Here is a 16,454-nt window from a genome sequence, read left to right on the forward strand (position 1 = left end):
AAGAAATAGGTGATTATATGAGCTACATTGCTTCAGATATAGATGTTGCAGTAATAGGGGGAGGTCATGCAGGATGTGAAGCTGCCCTATGTACTGCAAGGCTGGGTCTTAGCACTGTTATGTTTGCAATTAGTCTAGATAGCATTGCTATGATGCCCTGTAACCCCAATATAGGAGGTACCTCCAAGGGGCATCTTGTAAGGGAAATAGATGCCTTAGGGGGGGAGATGGGGAAAAATATAGATAAAACCTTTATTCAATCTAGAATGCTTAATACAGGAAAAGGTCCTGCAGTCCATTCCCTTAGGGCGCAGGCAGATAAACAGCGTTATTCAAATGAGATGAAGAAAGTCCTAGAAAAAACCCAAAATCTTTCAATAAAACAAGCTGAAATTGTAAAAATCCATGTGGAAAATAAAAAAGTTAGGGCGGTAGAAACTTCTAATGGGGCAATCTATAACTGTAAGGCTATTATTATAGCAACAGGAACATACCTTAGGGCCTGTTGTTATGTGGGGGAAGTTGCTGAACACACAGGACCTAATGGATTAAAGGCAGCAGACAAGCTAACAGATAACCTAAAAGAATTGGGGGTTGAACTATTAAGATTTAAAACAGGAACCCCTTCAAGGATTGACAAAAGAAGCATTGATTTTTCAAAAATGGAAGAGCAGCCGGGGGATAGAAAAATCATACCTTTTTCATTTACAACAAATCCCGAGAGTATAGAAAGAGAACAGATATCTTGTTGGCTTACTTATACTAATAATAATACCCATGAAGTTATAAGGAATAACCTTCATAGATCCCCTTTATATGGAGGAGAGATTAAAGGAATAGGACCTAGATATTGTCCTTCCATAGAAGATAAAGTAGTTCGGTTTGCAGATAAGGAAAGACATCAGGTTTTCCTAGAACCTGAGGGGGAAGAAACCACAGAAATGTATGTTCAAGGAATGTCTTCCTCCCTCCCAGAGGATGTACAGGTTTCTATGTTAAGGACCCTTCCCGGTTTGGAAAATTGTGAAATAATGAGAATTGGTTATGCTATAGAATACGATTGTATAAACCCAACCCAGTTAAAACATACCTTAGAATTTAAAGAAATAGAAGGTTTATTTAGTGCCGGGCAATTTAATGGGAGTTCAGGTTATGAAGAAGCCGCGGCCCAAGGCCTTATAGCAGGTATTAATGCAGTATCTAATATACTAAAAAGAGAGGTTTTTACAGTAGATAGATCGGAAGGATATATAGGTGTCCTTATTGATGACTTGGTTACTAAGGGAGTAAAAGAGCCATATAGAATGATGACTTCTAGAGCAGAATACAGATTGCTTTTAAGACAAGATAATGCAGATATTCGTTTAATGGAAAGAGGATATAGAGTAGGGCTTATTTCCAAAGACAGATATGAAAGGCTTTTAGAAAAAAAGCAATTGATTGAAGAAGAAATAAAAAGGATGAAGGAAACAATAGTGGGAGTTACACCACAGGTTCAAGAATTACTTAAGGTTAATAATAGTACCCCATTAAGATCGGGAATGCCACTTGCAGAACTTATTAAAAGACCTGAACTTGATTATTATAAGATTAGGGCAATCGATAAAAGGCCTATAGAACTTCCGGAAGATGTTAAAGAACAAGTTAATATTCAGCTAAAATATGAAGGTTACATTAAACGCCAAATGATTCAGGTAGAACAATTTAAAAAACTTGAAAGAAAACTTCTAAAAAAAGATATAAATTATAAAAATATTAAGGGGCTTAGAATCGAGGCGGCACAAAAACTAGATGAAATAAAGCCCGTATCCATTGGACAGGCTTCTAGGGTATCAGGAGTTTCACCAGCGGATGTATCTGTTTTATTAGTATATCTTGAACAACAAAAAAGAAATAAAAATCATAAAAATTAGGAGTAGTAACATGGAATTAGTAGAGTACTTAGAAAAAGGAAGCAAATCTTTTGGAAATAGTTTAAATAATAATCAAATTAAACAGTTTCTAGATTACAAAGGGTTACTTTTGGAATGGAATGAAAAAATGAATTTAACTGCCATTACAGAAGAAAAAGAAATAATCATAAAGCATTTTTTGGATTCGATTTCCGTAGGAGGTCTCTTTGACTTTTCATCTAAAGTTAAAGTAATAGACATAGGAACAGGGGCTGGGTTTCCTGGCATTCCCCTAAAAATTACATATCCAAATATTGATATTACATTACTGGACTCCTTAAATAAAAGAATAGAGTTCTTAAAAGAAGTTGTATCTAGACTTTCCCTTATGGATGTTAATGCTATCCATGGAAGGGCAGAGGAATTGGGGCAAGATAAAGACCATAGGCATAGCTATGATATTTGTGTGTCTAGGGCAGTTGCTCATCTATCAGTATTAGCAGAATATACCCTTCCTTTTATTAAGATAGGGGGAATGTTCATTTCAATGAAAAGTACCAATATAGACGAAGAGTTAAGGGATTCCAAAAAGGCAATACAAGTATTGGGAGGAGAATTAATAGATATAAAAGATATTGACATACCCTTTAGTGATATAAGACATAGGGTTCTTTTTATAAGAAAAGAACGACCAACCCCGACAAAATATCCTAGAAAACCAGGAAAACCAAGTAAAAGCCCTATAAGATAAATGGTTTATTGTAGAAATAAGCATTATTTAGACATAAAAAATTTTTTCGTTTGATAACATACTATGCTATAATACGACTAATAGCTACTTTTCGGATTGAATTATGGGGGGAGTTAATAAATAATGCAAACATATCAGTCGAAAGAATTAAAAATACAATGGATTTCTATTGATAAAATACGTCCTAATCCATATCAACCAAGAAAAACCTTTGATAAAACATCCATAGAAGAATTAACAAATTCTATTAAACAATATGGAGTAATGCAGCCTATTAGTGTTCGTATGATAGGTCATTCAAATTACGAATTGGTTGCAGGAGAAAGAAGACTTAGGGCATGTAAAAATGCAGGGCTTAAGGAGATTCCCGCAGTACTAATAGATGTAAATGATAAGGACAGTGCCATATTGTCCCTTATAGAAAATCTCCAAAGAGAAAATCTTAATTTTTTAGAAGAGTCGGAAGCCTACCATAATCTAATGCAAGATCACGGGTTTACCCAGGAGGAATTAGCAAGAAGCCTAGGAAAAAGCCAATCGACGATAGCAAATAAGCTTAGACTATTAAGATTATCCCCTGCAATTAAAAAGGATATACTAGAAAATAATCTTTCAGAGAGGCATGCAAGGGCTCTTCTTAAACTTCCGGAAGAAGATATGCAGATAGAGGCATTACAAAAGGTTATCATCCAAGGTTTAAATGTTAAAAAAACAGAAGAACTAATAAATCAAATGATTGAAAGAATTATCCATCAGTCAGAAGAAAAAAAAGAACAAAAAATGAAAAGGGTTTTAAGGGATATACGACTATTTACAAATACAATTCAACAAGCGGTGGATTTAATTCAGCAATCAGGGCTAGAAGCTAAGTATACAATGGAAGAAATAAATGATTTTTATGAAATAAAAATCAAAATACCTATGAATTAAGGTGGTACCTAAGGTACCACCTTTTTAATTTTCTAAAAAGCTTATACAGGTTTCATTAAAATGGAGGGTTTCTTCTTCGTGGGGCATGGATTTTGATTTATTGAATATATAAGAAGAAATAGACGGTTTAATAAGCAACCATTCATCCAATAAGGATGGGGGGACCAATTCATTTTCCTTTCCCCATATAATTAAAATATCAGAAGTTAATTGATTAAGGGCATTTTTAACATTTACATTCATATATCCCCCCATGAAGGAAGCTATAGGGTATCTTGAAGAGGGACCGTTTAAATGTGCCGCACCACTATAGTTATTTAAGAGGGAAGAAGATATAAGGGTAAAAGATTTATAGAGATATCTCTTCATAAAATAAAATATATATGGCTTAGATGAAATTATTTGATAAAAACTTGTCCCTATAATAGGCATTTCTATCATAATTTTTATTAATTTTGTTTTTAAAGTAGGATAGGATTCTTGTTTTTTTATTCCTGTAGGAGAAATTAAAACTAGTTTCCTAAATAAAGAAGGAGAATATGAAGCTGCCATGGTAGCAAAAGATGCTCCTTGCGAATTAGCAATTACGGAGGCTGGTTCTTTAATAACATCTCTAATAAAATCATGTATAAGTTGAACGTATAAGAAAGCAGTATAAGTAATCTTAGGTTTTGAAGACTGTCCAAATCCTAATAAATCTATGGTATATACTCTAAAATATTTAGAAAAGTAGGGTACGTTTTTTCTCCATTCATAGGAAGAGGCACCGACCCCTATACCATGAATAAGCAAAAGGGGGGGACCATACCCTTGAACTCTATAATGAATTTTTCCAAATTTCCAAGAATAAAAATTATGTTCTTTTTTGATTTTTTGATATTTAAAAGATGAAATTAAAAATATAACACGGTTAAATAAACCTATGAAAAACATAATAAAAACAAGGTTTACTAGCTTCTTTTTTTTCATAAAACCCTTCCTCTCATTAATTTACTTACATTATCTCCTATTCATTATGAAAAGAAAAGGGGAACTTTATTTTTTATATAAAAAGGAATTAAGAAATATATAAGCATCACAATAGTAGACAATACACCAGAATCATTTAGAAATATTATTATCAGTGACATAATTAAAAAGATGTCTCGCCATCTTTTATCGTATAGACTTATATTTTTAGGCTTTAATAGTAAAATCCACTGTAAAAACAATAAAATATTTAATGGGGGTGTAATCAAAAATAAAATTATTTGCCTTATTTTAATGTATAAAATTCCTATAGCAAAATCAAACTCCATATTCTTAATCGATTGTATCCACACACCCCAATGGGTAGAGGAGGTTTGAGTCAAATCCCAAGTGATAAAAACTTTTTGTAAAAGTATAAAGGCCAAGGTGTATCCTCCTATAGCAATATATTTTATAAGGAAATCTTCCCCGAGAATAAGGGTACATAAAATAGCAGAACAAAAAAGGCATAGCATCCCCCCTACATTAGCACCATATAAAGGGGAAAAAAACAGTATACAAATAAAAAGTGATACAATAAGTAAGGAGAATGAATATTTGATTTTATTTGAGTTTATAGTATATGATATACTTAATAAAGATCCAAGAAGTATTCCAATTAAATCATTATTCCAACCATAAAATCTCGTTCCATAGAATATATTGTTAAATCCTATAGGGCTTTGATATAAAAACTTCTGAGAAAAGGTAAAGTAAGTAAGAAGGAGTATATTAAAACCCCAAATACAAATAAATATATTCTTATAACTAATCTTAAAACTGTATAAGAGTAATCCAATTACAAAGGACAAAATAATGACCAATATACTTTTTATAATTCCATTTAAGTTTGAAAAATATGATATTCCAAAAACAAATGAAAAGGCAGGAATGAGAAATAAGATATAAGAAATAAGTATAGGATGTTTTTTCGAAATAAAGAAAGACAAAAACAAAATAAACATAAAAGCAAGCAAAATAAATCTTCCATATAATAGTGAGATATTTATATCATATAGTTGTCCCAAATAATAAATAGGATTTATAGATTCTTTTAAATAATAATCTATGGAGATATCATCCCTAGGATTGATAAGTGCAATGAAATCGGAATACTTAATAAATCCTTCTTTCTTGGTTGTACTGCTATGCATTAATCCCGATAGGTTTGATTCTATAAAAAGGGGATTAATTCTTTTGGATAAAGACGTAATAATAAGTGCTGTATTAGGAGGTTTAAAATATAATATCTCATGCAAATCAGCTTCCTTAACATCTTTGATTATTATAATTGGATTGTTTGGGGTATATTCCATCTGCAAATATTCATTAATATTTATTGATAAAACATTATTAAAGCCTTTATGTAGATCCGAATGAAGACTTTGGAAGTCCTTTTTAGGATAGGCATGCATTAGGGAATAAATACCATCAAGATTAAAATTATCAAGGACTATATCGGTACCCGAATATATAGCAATCAATAATTGCTTATTAGAACTTGGATTATTAAGATGTATTAAGTTGCTAGATTTGGAGCTAGTGTCATAACCTATTAAAAAAACTAGGAATATGGATAAGATAATGATAATTATGTAATTTTTCAAGATATCACCTGCTTTGTTGGCATTTTAAATTATAAATAGGGCTTTATATAGTTTATAAATATAAAGCTAAGGATATAAAGAAATGAAATCAATACAAGAAAAAAGCAAAACAAGTAAGTAATTAAATCCGAGGTATTTTTTTTATAAATATATAAGGTCATAGAAAGTAATATGATACTAGATAAAATTAAGAACATAGGTCTAACAATCCTTTCTTTAGAAATAGGATGGGGAAAGTTTGAGTTTTTATTCATTTATAAGAAAAGAAAAAATAAGAAGGATATTAGATTAATTTATCGAATAATAATAAAGAGTGTTTTTATTTAAAAGGAGTCTTGAAATGCCACATATTAATATGGATCAACTAGATAAGATTTTAAATAGGACGATAGATAGCATAGAACAAAGTAAAAATGAAATATATGATATAGCAGAACATGCCCAAAAAGAATTTCAGCAAATGAAAAAAAAATTATCAGGACTAAAAGAAGAAATAGCAAACTCCATTAAAATTATAGAAGAATATGAAAAAGATTTAAATAAAAACAAAGTAGAACTTATGCAGATTAATAAGAATTTTAATGAGTATTCTCAGGAACAAATGAAAGAGGCCTATGATAAAACAGATAAGATTAGGATTAACCTAGCAGTAGAAAGAGAAAGAGAGCAGATGTTAATTCAAAAAAGAAATGAATTAGAAATAAGGGTAAAATCTGCAGAAAAAACCGTTAATAAGGCTGAGAATCTCATTAGTCATGTGGCAGTTGCCATGAATTATTTAACAGGGGATCTTAAAAATATATCAAGTCATATTGAGGATTTACAAGAAAAGAAGAACTTGGGAATAAAAATATTAACAGCTCAAGAAAAAGAACGACAAAGGGTAGCAAGGGAGATTCATGATGGTCCCGCCCAGTCTATGTCAAATGTAGTTTTAAAGTCAGAACTTTGTATTAAGCTTCTAGATAGAGACACTACAAAAGCAAGACAAGAACTAATCAATTTAAAAGATATGGTTAGGGTTAGTATACAAGATGTAAGAAGAATTATATATAATTTAAGGCCTATGTCCTTAGATGACTTAGGGATTATTCCTACATTAGAGCGTTATGTATCAAAAGTTATGGAAGAAAGTCATTTAGTTATTAGATTTGTTACTGCAGGGACCCCCTTTAACTTGGCTCCTATTGTATCTCTTACCTTGTTTAGATTAACCCAGGAGGCGCTAAACAATATACTAAAACATGCCAATGCAACAGAGACCATTGTTAAAATATCTTTTTTGCAGGAGTATATAGAGCTATTTATTAGTGATAATGGGGAAGGTTTTGATATTGCAGAAATCCAAAAAAAAACAAAGGATAATGGAAGCGGTTTCGGACTTTCTAGTATGCATGAAAGGGCGAAATTACTAGGCGGGGAGTTTAGTATCCGTTCTGAAATTAACCAAGGAACCCGCTGCTACATTAGAATACCCCTTAAGGCAAATAAGATGTATTATAATATAACTACACCCTAATAGATGGAAAAGAGGTAGGTAATGTGGAGAAAAATATTAAAGTCATTATTGCTGATGATCATTCTATGGTAAGAGAAGGCCTAAAACAGCTCATTGAGCTAGAAGAGGATATTGAAGTTATAGATCAAGCTGGTAATGGGGCAGAAGTTATTGAGAGAGTCTTAGAAAAAACCCCTGATGTAGTATTAATGGATATTAATATGCCTATTTTAAACGGTATAGAGGCAACAAAAAAGTTAAGAGACAAAAAAATAGAATCCAAGATTATTATGCTTACCATACATAATGAAATAGAATATCTTTTTGAAACCGTGGAAATGGGGATAGATGGATATGTTTTAAAAGATTCGGAATCTGAAGTTTTAATTTCTGCAATTAGGGCAGTCTATAAGGGAGAATCCTATATTCAGCCCAATATGGCGGCTAAATTAGTAAAGAAAATGAGTAAGATTCAAAATGATTTAGGTGAAAAAATAGAAAACAAGGAACAATTAACGAGAAGAGAGATTGAAGTGCTGCAACTTGTTACAGAAGGAATGCTTAATAAGGAAATTGCGCAAAAACTATGTATTAGTGAAAAGACTGTTAAAAATCATATATCAAATATATTCAAGAAGATTAATGTGTGTGACAGGACTCAGGCGGCAGTATATGCCATAAGAGAACATATTGTAAATATATATCAAATATAATGATATACCTTGATTTTTTTTTGGGATAAAGATACAATCATATAAGAAGCTTGGTACTCTCGTCTTTTGGCGGGAGTTTTTGATATTATTTTTATGAAAGGAAGAATATAATGGACTACAAATTACAGATTGCGGAGCTTTTGTATAATAAGTTTAGTGATTTTTCTAGAGAAGAAATAACTTCCATGGTAGAGGTTCCACCTAATAAAGAAATGGGGGACTATGCATTTCCGTGTTTTAGATTGTCTAAAGTACTTAGGAAATCTCCAATTCAAATTGCCGAGGAAACAATAAAAGATATTATAGTACCGGATTACATAAAAGAAATTAAAAGTGTTTCGGGATATATTAACTTCTTTATTAATAAGACTAATATGGCTTTTAAGGTACTATCTGAGGTCCTAAAAAGAAAAGACGAATATGGCATATCTAATATAGGACAGGGGAAAAATATAGTAATAGATTATTCGGCCCCTAATATTGCTAAGCCTTTTCATGTGGGGCATTTAAGGTCTACAGTTATAGGGGGAAGCATCTACCGTATTCATAAGGCCCTAGGATATAACCCTATTGGCATAAATCACTTAGGAGACTGGGGAACGCAGTTTGGAAAACTAATAGTAGCCTACAAAAAATGGGGAAGCAAAGAGGCGGTAGAAAAGGGCGGAATTAAAGAACTCATGCGTATTTATGTATTATTCCACGAAAAGGCTGAAAAAGATGCATCCCTAGATGAAGAAGCAAGAAAGTGGTTTACCAAAATGGAAAATGGAGACGATGAAGCCTTATCTCTTTGGAATTGGTTCAAAGATATTAGTCTAATAGAATTTAATAAGGTATATAAATTATTAGGAGTAGAATTTGATTCTTATGCGGGGGAAAGTTTCTATAATGATAAAATGGCTCCTATAATAGAAGAATTAGATAAAAAGGGGATTCTAAAGGAAAGTGAGGGGGCTAAAATTGTAGATTTGGAAGATGAAAATATGCCTCCTTGCTTAATTACTAAAAGGGATGGAAGTACACTTTATGCAACTAGAGATATTACTGCAGCAATCTATAGGAAAAATACCTATGATTTCGAAAAATGTATATATGTAACCGCCTTAGCACAGAATCTTCACTTTGCCCAATGGTTTTCTGTAATTGAAAAGATGGGATATGACTGGCATGAAAAATTGATTCATGTCCCTTTTGGAATGGTTAGTATGGAAACAGGAAAACTATCTACAAGAAAAGGCAATGTTGTTTTGCTAGAGGAAATATTAAGTGAAGCCATAGAAAAAACCCGTCAAATTATAAATGAAAAAAACCCCAATCTAGAAGATAAAGAGGAAATAGCTAAGCAGGTAGGAATAGGGGCCGTAGTATTTAATGATTTAAGTAACAATCGAATTAAAGATGTAGTTTTTTCATGGGATAAGGTATTAAACTTTGATGGCGAAACAGGGCCTTATGTACAATACACCCATGCAAGAGCTTCGAGTGTTTTGAGAAGAGCAAATACAGAGATAGATGATAATATCGATTATAATGTACTGACGGATTCTTCTTCTGTTGATGTGATAAGACTTATAGGAGAATATGGCGAAAAGATAAGAGAGGCTGCCGATAGGTTAGAACCTTCTCTTATGGCCCGTTATATAGTGGATCTCTCACAAGCATTTAATAAATTTTATCATGATAATCCTATATTGGTTAAGGAAGAAGAAGTAAAAAAAGCAAGATTGGCCCTTGTATTTGGAGTGAAAGTAGTGCTTAAGTCAGGACTTTCGCTTTTAGGAATTAAGGCTCCGGAAAAGATGTAGGAGGGGTTTCTTGAAAAAAATAAAATTATTTTATAATCCGGTATCGGGAGATAAAAGTTTTTTACTTCAATTAGATATATTTATTCAAAAGTTTCAAGGTGCAGGTTATGATGTCAGTATTTTTAGAAGCAGTAAAAAAGGGGAGATTGGTGAAGCTCTTAGAAGGCTACCAAATGAAAAATACTCTATATTAGCCGTCGCAGGGGGAGATGGGACAGTTAATGAGATGGTAGATGCCATGATTAGAAACAAAATAAATATACCTTTGGGAATTTTCCCAGTTGGCACTGCTAATGATTTTGGAAACCATCTTAATTTACCAAGGGACGTGGCCTCATGCTGTGAGGTTATTTTAAGAAATAACCTTAGGAAAGTTGATATTGGAAATGTTAACGGAAAATACTTTATCAATGTATGCAGTGGGGGGCTATTCACAAACGTATCCCAAAGTATAGACATTAACTTTAAAAATACTTTAGGGAAGTTGGCTTATTATATAAAAGGAATAGAGCAGCTCCCTAATTTTAAACCTATTCATCTTAAAATAGAAACCCCTTCTAGTAGCTTTGAAGACATGTTTTATTTATTTTTAGTATTGAACGGAAATAGTGCCGGAGGTTTTGATAGGTTAGCTAAAAATGCCTCTGTGGAAGATGGGATATTTGATTTTATAGGAATTAAAGCAGGCTCTCTCCATGAAATTGCTATATTGTTTTTGAAGATTTTAAAGGGAGAACATCTAGATGATGCTAATGTATTATTCTTAAGAGAAAGTAAGTTTAGGATTTCTTGTTTAGAAAAAGATGAGCAGTTTTTTGAATCAGATGTAGATGGGGAAGGGGGTCCAGCCTTACCCCTTGACATTGAAGTGTGCCATAAAAAACTTCAGGTTTTTGCAAACATATAAAGAGATTACAACAAAACCTAGATATCTTTTTTAGATATCTAGGTTTTGTTTCACGTGAAACATTTAGATAAATATAGAGGTTTTATTTAAAGAATATATAGTCTTTGAATACTTTTGTTCAATATAATAAAATTCATGGTATAATAAAATAAAACCCATAAGAGGTGAAATAAATTGGGAAAAATAATTGCTGTATTTAATCAAAAGGGTGGGGTAGGTAAAACAACCACAACGGTTAATGTTTCCGCAGGACTAGCAGAACTAGGATGTAGGGTACTTACTGTTGATACGGATCCCCAGGGGAATACCACCAGCGGCTTGGGAATTAGCAAAAATGAACTAGAAAAGACCATTTACAATGTACTTTTAGGACAAGTTGATATAAATAGGGTTACGCTAGACACACCTATGAAAAACCTAGAACTCATCCCTGCCAATATGGATTTGGCTGGAGCAGAGATAGAACTTTTAGATATTCCTAAAAGAGAATACCTTCTAAAAAATATTATAAAGGATATGAAAGAAGAATATGATTATATATTTATTGACTGCCCCCCGGCAGTAAATATATTAACATTAAATGCTTTAACTGCAGCAGATTCCGTATTAGTGCCTATTCAATGTGAATACTATGCCTTAGAGGGATTAACACATTTAATTAGCACCATTAGATTGGTTCAGCAAAAATTAAATTCGAATCTTTATATAGAAGGGATAGTCTTTACAATGTATGATGCTAGGACAAACCTATCCTTACAGGTAGTTGAGGAAGTTAAAAAACATTTTTCAAGACAAATATATACTACCTTGATTCCGCGGAATGTAAGGCTCGGAGAGGCCCCCAGCCATGGACTTCCAATTATGATGTATGATGAAAAATCAAAAGGAGCTGAAAGCTATAGATTATTAGTAGAAGAAATATTAGAAAGGAAGGAAGCATAGTGGCAAAAAGAGGATTAGGAAAAGGGCTTTCTGCCCTAATTTCTGATTTACCAGAAGAAGACAATAAAGGACAAGTTAAAAAAGTATCTATCAATGAGGTAGAACCAAATAAAAAGCAGCCGAGAAAGATATTTGACGAAAAAAAGATGGAAGAGCTGGCAACTTCCATAAAGGAACATGGGATTATCCAACCTCTTATAGTAATAAAAAAAGATAGTTTTTATGAAATAATAGCAGGAGAAAGACGATGGAGAGCCGCAAGAATGGCAGGATTAAAGGAAGTCCCCGTACTCATCCAAGAATACACAACTAGGGAAGCCATGGAAATTTCTTTAATAGAAAATCTCCAAAGGGAAGATTTAAACCCTATAGAAGAGGCAAAGGCTTTTGAAACACTGATTAATGCTTTTTCCCTTAAGCAGGAGGAACTGGCAAAGAGGGTAGGGAAAAGCCGTTCTACAATTGCCAACACCCTAAGGCTCCTCCAATTAGATGAGAGCATCCAAAGTCTTTTGATACAGCAACTTATAAGTGAAGGCCATGCTAGGGCTATTTTAGGACTTGCTGACAAGGATTCTCAGTTAACCGTGGCAGATAAAGTACTTAAGGATGGATTAAGTGTTAGAGCAACCGAAAAGTTAGTAAAAACTATATTGGAAAAGCCTAAAAAGAAAGAAACCTACAAAGAAATGAGCCCAATTTTTAGAGAAATAGAAGATAGGATTAAAAACATATTAGGAACAAAGGTTCAAATATCTAGAGGAAAAAACAAAGGAAAGATAGAGATAGAATATTATTCCGATAACGATTTAGATAGAATCTTATATTTAATACAGTCTATAGATAACAAAAATTTAGAGGTGAAGTAAATGAACGTCTTGGAATGGATTACAACCTATGGGAATTGGATTACAATAGGACTTGGAATTTTTTCTATTATTTTATTCATTAGTATAATAATATTATCCATAAAACTAAATAAGTTGCAAGACAAGTATGAATATTTTATGGGAGGCGGAAGTGCTAAACCCCTAGAAGCCCTCCTTATGGATTATATAAGCAAGGTAAGTAGTGTAGAAGAAGAAAATGAAAGGATTATAGAGGCCTATAAGGTTATGAGAAGAGACATAGACAACTGCATTCAAAAAGTAGGTATCGTAAGGTATAATGCTTTCGGGGATGCGGGGGGAGAGTTATGTTATGCCATAGCCCTCTTAGATGAACATGATGATGGTATCGTCATTAATGGAATTCATTCAAGGGAAAATTCTTACACCTATGCAAAACCTATAGAAAAGGGAAGATGCAATTATGCATTATCTGCAGAAGAGGAACAGGCAATACAAAAGGCCCAATTAAGAAATAAGATGCTTAGCATCTAAGCATAAAGTGCATAACAAATACCTCCATGGAAACAATATATATGGAGGTGTTTTTATGATTGTGGGAATTCAAAGGGGACTAGAAGGATATAAAAAAAGATTAGAAGAAAGAGGCTATAGGATCTATTATGAAGATGAATATAATTATCCCGTAGATGCTTATATTTATATGAACCATCCCAATATAATGGATACAGATTATGACCATGGGCCGACTTTAACTGCATCCATAGAAAAAAGATCCAATCACAAGCATAGTGGAATATTACTTATAAATGCACTAAATAAGGACATTGACCAAATAGAAGAGATTTTAAATAATAGGGTATATTCTCCCCTATTTTAAAAAAAGAGCAGCTAAATGGCTGCTTTTTGCTCTTTTATATTAATGTTATTTTTTATATAACTAAGGGCACCCCTAAAGGAGGGAATCATAAATAAGGCAACGGTAAGGGCCAGCTCTACCCCTATATAGGAAAGATTATAAAGAAGTGAATAAACAATGGCACTATATCCTTCCCAAGCATAAGAACCAAAGAAAATCCATCCAGATAAGAAAGAACAGATAAATCTCCCTGATACTCCTACGCAATATCCATATATAAGTGAATACTTGCCCTTTCTAAAAAATCCAGAAAGCCCCAAAGCCCCAAAGGCCAGAGGATAATCTAATAAAAGTTGAATTGGATGAACTACAGATGCTCCAAAAGCCAATTGTAATAGCCCATGGGTAAGTCCTGCTAAAATGCCTTCTAAAGGACCAAACCAATAACCTACTAGTACTATGAACATCATGGAAAATGGAGTAACTGAACCCCCCTGGGGAAGTGAAAACATAGTAATAGTGGATAGGACCGTCGCTAGGGCTACGGCTATTCCAGAGTATGATAAGGATTTAGTAGAAAAGTTCTTATCCTTATACAGTTTGCTTACAAAAATTGTGATAGCAATAGCGATAACAAGCATAATAGCCCCTTTACCCATAGGGGAATCAAAAAAACCTTGTAAAATTTCTTCTGAAAACATAAAAATCCTCCTTAATCTTGTCCGCAGGAGGTTTACCATATTACGCTTTCCTTCGCCAGCATTATCTGGATCAGGTACAAAGGGTTAGTGCAATGCACAATCTCAGCCAAAGGCTCCCCTAGCGGACTTATATTTAGTTAATAAAGAATGCATTCTTGTAATCAATATATATCAAATAATATAAAATGTCAAATAGGTTTGACTGGGGAGTATAAATTAAAAAAGTTTAAAACTTCATGTGTAGGATTATACATAAAGTCTTAAACCTTTTTATGAACTAGGAAGGTTCATTTTGTTTGCAAGGAACCAAATTTCTCTAGTTGATAGTTGCAATATATAACAATGTATGTAAGAATATAAACAATATTGATGAAAGTGAATTTATTAGGAAACCAATATGGAGAGGAGAATGTAAATGATTAAACTTAAAAAGTTTGTAGCAATCGGACTAGCACTAATGTGCTCAATGTCCACAGTGACAGCTAAAGGAATGGACTTAAATCTAGTTATAAATGGTAGCACTGTTGTACCAACTGTAAAACCTTATGTAGATAAGGGCAGAACTATGGTACCACTTCGAGTAATCAGTGAGAGTCTAGGTGCCGAAGTATCCTACAATCAAAACACTAAAAGGATTACTATCACAAAAGGTTCTAAAAAGATTGAAATGACACTAGGTGAGTACCAAGTAAAAATAGATGGTATAACTGAAGTCATGGACACAAAACCTGTAGTGAAAAATAATACAACAATGGTGCCATTACGTTTCATAAGCGAAGCCCTTAACTGTGATGTCGTTTATGATTCCAAGAAGTATACCGTAATTGTAACTGGTGACATTTCGTCATCTGGAGGTGGTTCTGGTGGGAGCATATACATACCCGATGCACCAGTCATCACAGACGCTTGGGGTAGAAAAAGTAGAACTACTAATCTACCTAAGAATGCGAAACATTTTCCTTATATTGCCGAGGGAGTTCCGAATTGGTGTTACGAGCAACAACCTTGGAATGATAATTTTTTTGGTACTTGGGTTGTGGATAACGGAGTGAAAAATGCAAAACAAGTTTCGGCATTTCCACTAACCGCTATGGGTAACGAAACCAGTGACATACGTAGAGCCATGTTCACTTGTTACCCACTGTTGGATGAATTTATTGATGCTCAACTAAACTTCGACTACCGAACAGTTGATGAAGAAAAATTTGTAGACGTAATGCGTCGTTCCATAAACAAGTACAGCATGAAATTAAGAACAGAACAAGCTGTTGAAGACCTTGCACGTGGTTATATCGAGTATGCAAAAACTTATAAAGTATCATCCAAGGTTGAATACCAGATATTACCAGAAACTGCATGGATTTCTGCTGACGCAGATTTATCCTCATTTAAGGTTAGTGTGTGGATGAAACTAACCCCATTAACCGTCCCCTCTGAATCAAGTAATAAGGTGTGGGATGACTTCGGTTCAATGTCAATTCAGAAAGATGGTACTCCACTCGAAACCTCAGCTTTAGAAGCAGGTAAAACATACGAAGGAATAGTAACCTACACATTCATGTATAATGATGACATCAAGGGCTACCAACTTCATTATAATGGAACCGAAGCCCTTTGTCAGATAAATCCTAAAAAAGATTTATTAAATGGTGTAGCTCCTTCAATGAAAGACCCTAATCGCCAAGAAAAGTTCTGTTATGGTTGGATGAAAGAGGGCTTGCTTTTATCCCGCTATGAACAAAAAGATTTGTGGAAGTACGAGGACTTTGACAAATAATACATTGGAGGTGTTATATAGTTTATGTGGGTCTTGTGCAAAAATTAACATTGCATGAGGCTCACTTTTTTATTATACTAGATATGAACTAGATTCATATGAACTAGATTCACGAGATACTAAATTAATACGAACCGCATTCACATGAACCCCATTCATGAAATAATAATGTATTAGTAGGTGATTAAAATTAGTAAAAAAGTAAATATAACA

The 16,454-nt window shown here is 33.2% G+C and carries 15 protein-coding genes and 1 riboswitch; of the genes, 12 read left to right on the forward strand and 3 right to left on the reverse strand.

Going from position 1 to position 16,454, the window contains the following annotated elements; all coding sequences use genetic code 11:
- The first annotated feature begins 17 nt into the window (after positions 1 to 17).
- The 3 genes from mnmG (at position 18) to noc (ending at position 3,573) form a co-directional block, all read left to right on the forward strand.
- On the forward strand, positions 18 to 1,913 hold the full coding sequence (gene mnmG / locus GX308_00545; protein NLK20583.1) for a tRNA uridine-5-carboxymethylaminomethyl(34) synthesis enzyme MnmG: 1,896 nt from the start codon (positions 18 to 20) through the stop codon (positions 1,911 to 1,913).
- A gap of 10 nt (positions 1,914 to 1,923) precedes the next feature.
- Positions 1,924 to 2,643, forward strand: coding sequence for a 16S rRNA (guanine(527)-N(7))-methyltransferase RsmG (gene rsmG / locus GX308_00550; GenBank protein NLK20584.1), 720 nt, complete (start codon positions 1,924 to 1,926; stop codon positions 2,641 to 2,643).
- A 123-nt stretch (positions 2,644 to 2,766) separates the two neighbouring features.
- Entirely contained in the window at positions 2,767 to 3,573 is an 807-nt protein-coding gene (gene noc, locus GX308_00555) for a nucleoid occlusion protein (protein ID NLK20585.1), read from the forward strand.
- A 24-nt stretch (positions 3,574 to 3,597) separates the two neighbouring features.
- Here noc and GX308_00560 read toward each other — a convergent pair whose 3' ends face one another.
- Both GX308_00560 and GX308_00565 read right to left on the reverse strand, forming a co-directional pair.
- Entirely contained in the window at positions 3,598 to 4,542 is a 945-nt protein-coding gene (locus GX308_00560; GenBank protein NLK20586.1) for an alpha/beta fold hydrolase, read from the reverse strand.
- 44 nt (positions 4,543 to 4,586) lie between these two features.
- Positions 4,587 to 6,188: a hypothetical protein gene (locus GX308_00565; GenBank protein ID NLK20587.1), complete on the reverse strand. Its 1,602-nt coding sequence runs from the start codon at positions 6,186 to 6,188 to the stop codon at positions 4,587 to 4,589.
- Between the two features lie 340 nt (positions 6,189 to 6,528).
- Here GX308_00565 and GX308_00570 point away from each other — a divergent pair, with 340 nt between their 5' ends.
- The 8 genes from GX308_00570 to GX308_00605 all read left to right on the forward strand — a co-directional run bounded on the left by GX308_00570 (position 6,529) and on the right by GX308_00605 (position 13,784).
- Positions 6,529 to 7,707: a sensor histidine kinase gene (locus tag GX308_00570; protein NLK20588.1), complete on the forward strand. Its 1,179-nt coding sequence runs from the start codon at positions 6,529 to 6,531 to the stop codon at positions 7,705 to 7,707.
- 23 nt (positions 7,708 to 7,730) lie between these two features.
- Positions 7,731 to 8,399: a response regulator transcription factor gene (locus GX308_00575; protein ID NLK20589.1), complete on the forward strand. Its 669-nt coding sequence runs from the start codon at positions 7,731 to 7,733 to the stop codon at positions 8,397 to 8,399.
- 107 nt (positions 8,400 to 8,506) lie between these two features.
- Positions 8,507 to 10,207 carry an arginine--tRNA ligase gene (locus tag GX308_00580; GenBank protein NLK20590.1) on the forward strand — a complete coding sequence of 567 codons (1,701 nt, stop codon included), beginning with the start codon at positions 8,507 to 8,509 and terminating at the stop codon, positions 10,205 to 10,207.
- Positions 10,208 to 10,217: 10 nt separating this feature from the next.
- Positions 10,218 to 11,114, forward strand: a complete 897-nt coding sequence (locus GX308_00585; protein ID NLK20591.1) for a YegS/Rv2252/BmrU family lipid kinase — start codon at positions 10,218 to 10,220, stop codon at positions 11,112 to 11,114.
- Between the two features lie 174 nt (positions 11,115 to 11,288).
- Positions 11,289 to 12,056, forward strand: coding sequence for a ParA family protein (locus tag GX308_00590; protein NLK20592.1), 768 nt, complete (start codon positions 11,289 to 11,291; stop codon positions 12,054 to 12,056).
- Positions 12,053 to 12,925, forward strand: a complete 873-nt coding sequence (locus tag GX308_00595; protein ID NLK20593.1) for a ParB/RepB/Spo0J family partition protein — start codon at positions 12,053 to 12,055, stop codon at positions 12,923 to 12,925. Before GX308_00590 ends, GX308_00595 begins: the two co-directional genes overlap by 4 nt.
- Positions 12,926 to 13,438, forward strand: a complete 513-nt coding sequence (locus GX308_00600) for a DUF4446 family protein (GenBank protein NLK20594.1) — start codon at positions 12,926 to 12,928, stop codon at positions 13,436 to 13,438.
- Positions 13,439 to 13,493: 55 nt separating this feature from the next.
- Positions 13,494 to 13,784, forward strand: a complete 291-nt coding sequence (locus tag GX308_00605) for a hypothetical protein (GenBank protein ID NLK20595.1) — start codon at positions 13,494 to 13,496, stop codon at positions 13,782 to 13,784.
- 11 nt (positions 13,785 to 13,795) lie between these two features.
- Here the strand turns inward: GX308_00605 and thiT are convergent, their stop codons facing one another.
- Positions 13,796 to 14,464, reverse strand: coding sequence for an energy-coupled thiamine transporter ThiT (thiT, locus tag GX308_00610; GenBank protein NLK20596.1), 669 nt, complete (start codon positions 14,462 to 14,464; stop codon positions 13,796 to 13,798).
- Positions 14,465 to 14,494: 30 nt separating this feature from the next.
- Positions 14,495 to 14,594: riboswitch (TPP riboswitch) on the reverse strand.
- Between the two features lie 285 nt (positions 14,595 to 14,879).
- Between thiT and GX308_00615 the strand changes: the two genes are divergently transcribed.
- Positions 14,880 to 16,241, forward strand: coding sequence for a copper amine oxidase N-terminal domain-containing protein (locus GX308_00615; GenBank protein ID NLK20597.1), 1,362 nt, complete (start codon positions 14,880 to 14,882; stop codon positions 16,239 to 16,241).
- The last annotated feature ends 213 nt before the right edge of the window (positions 16,242 to 16,454 follow it).

This window comes from Candidatus Epulonipiscium sp., from assembly GCA_012519205.1.
Classification (GTDB): Bacteria; Bacillota; Clostridia; order Lachnospirales; family Defluviitaleaceae; genus JAAYQR01.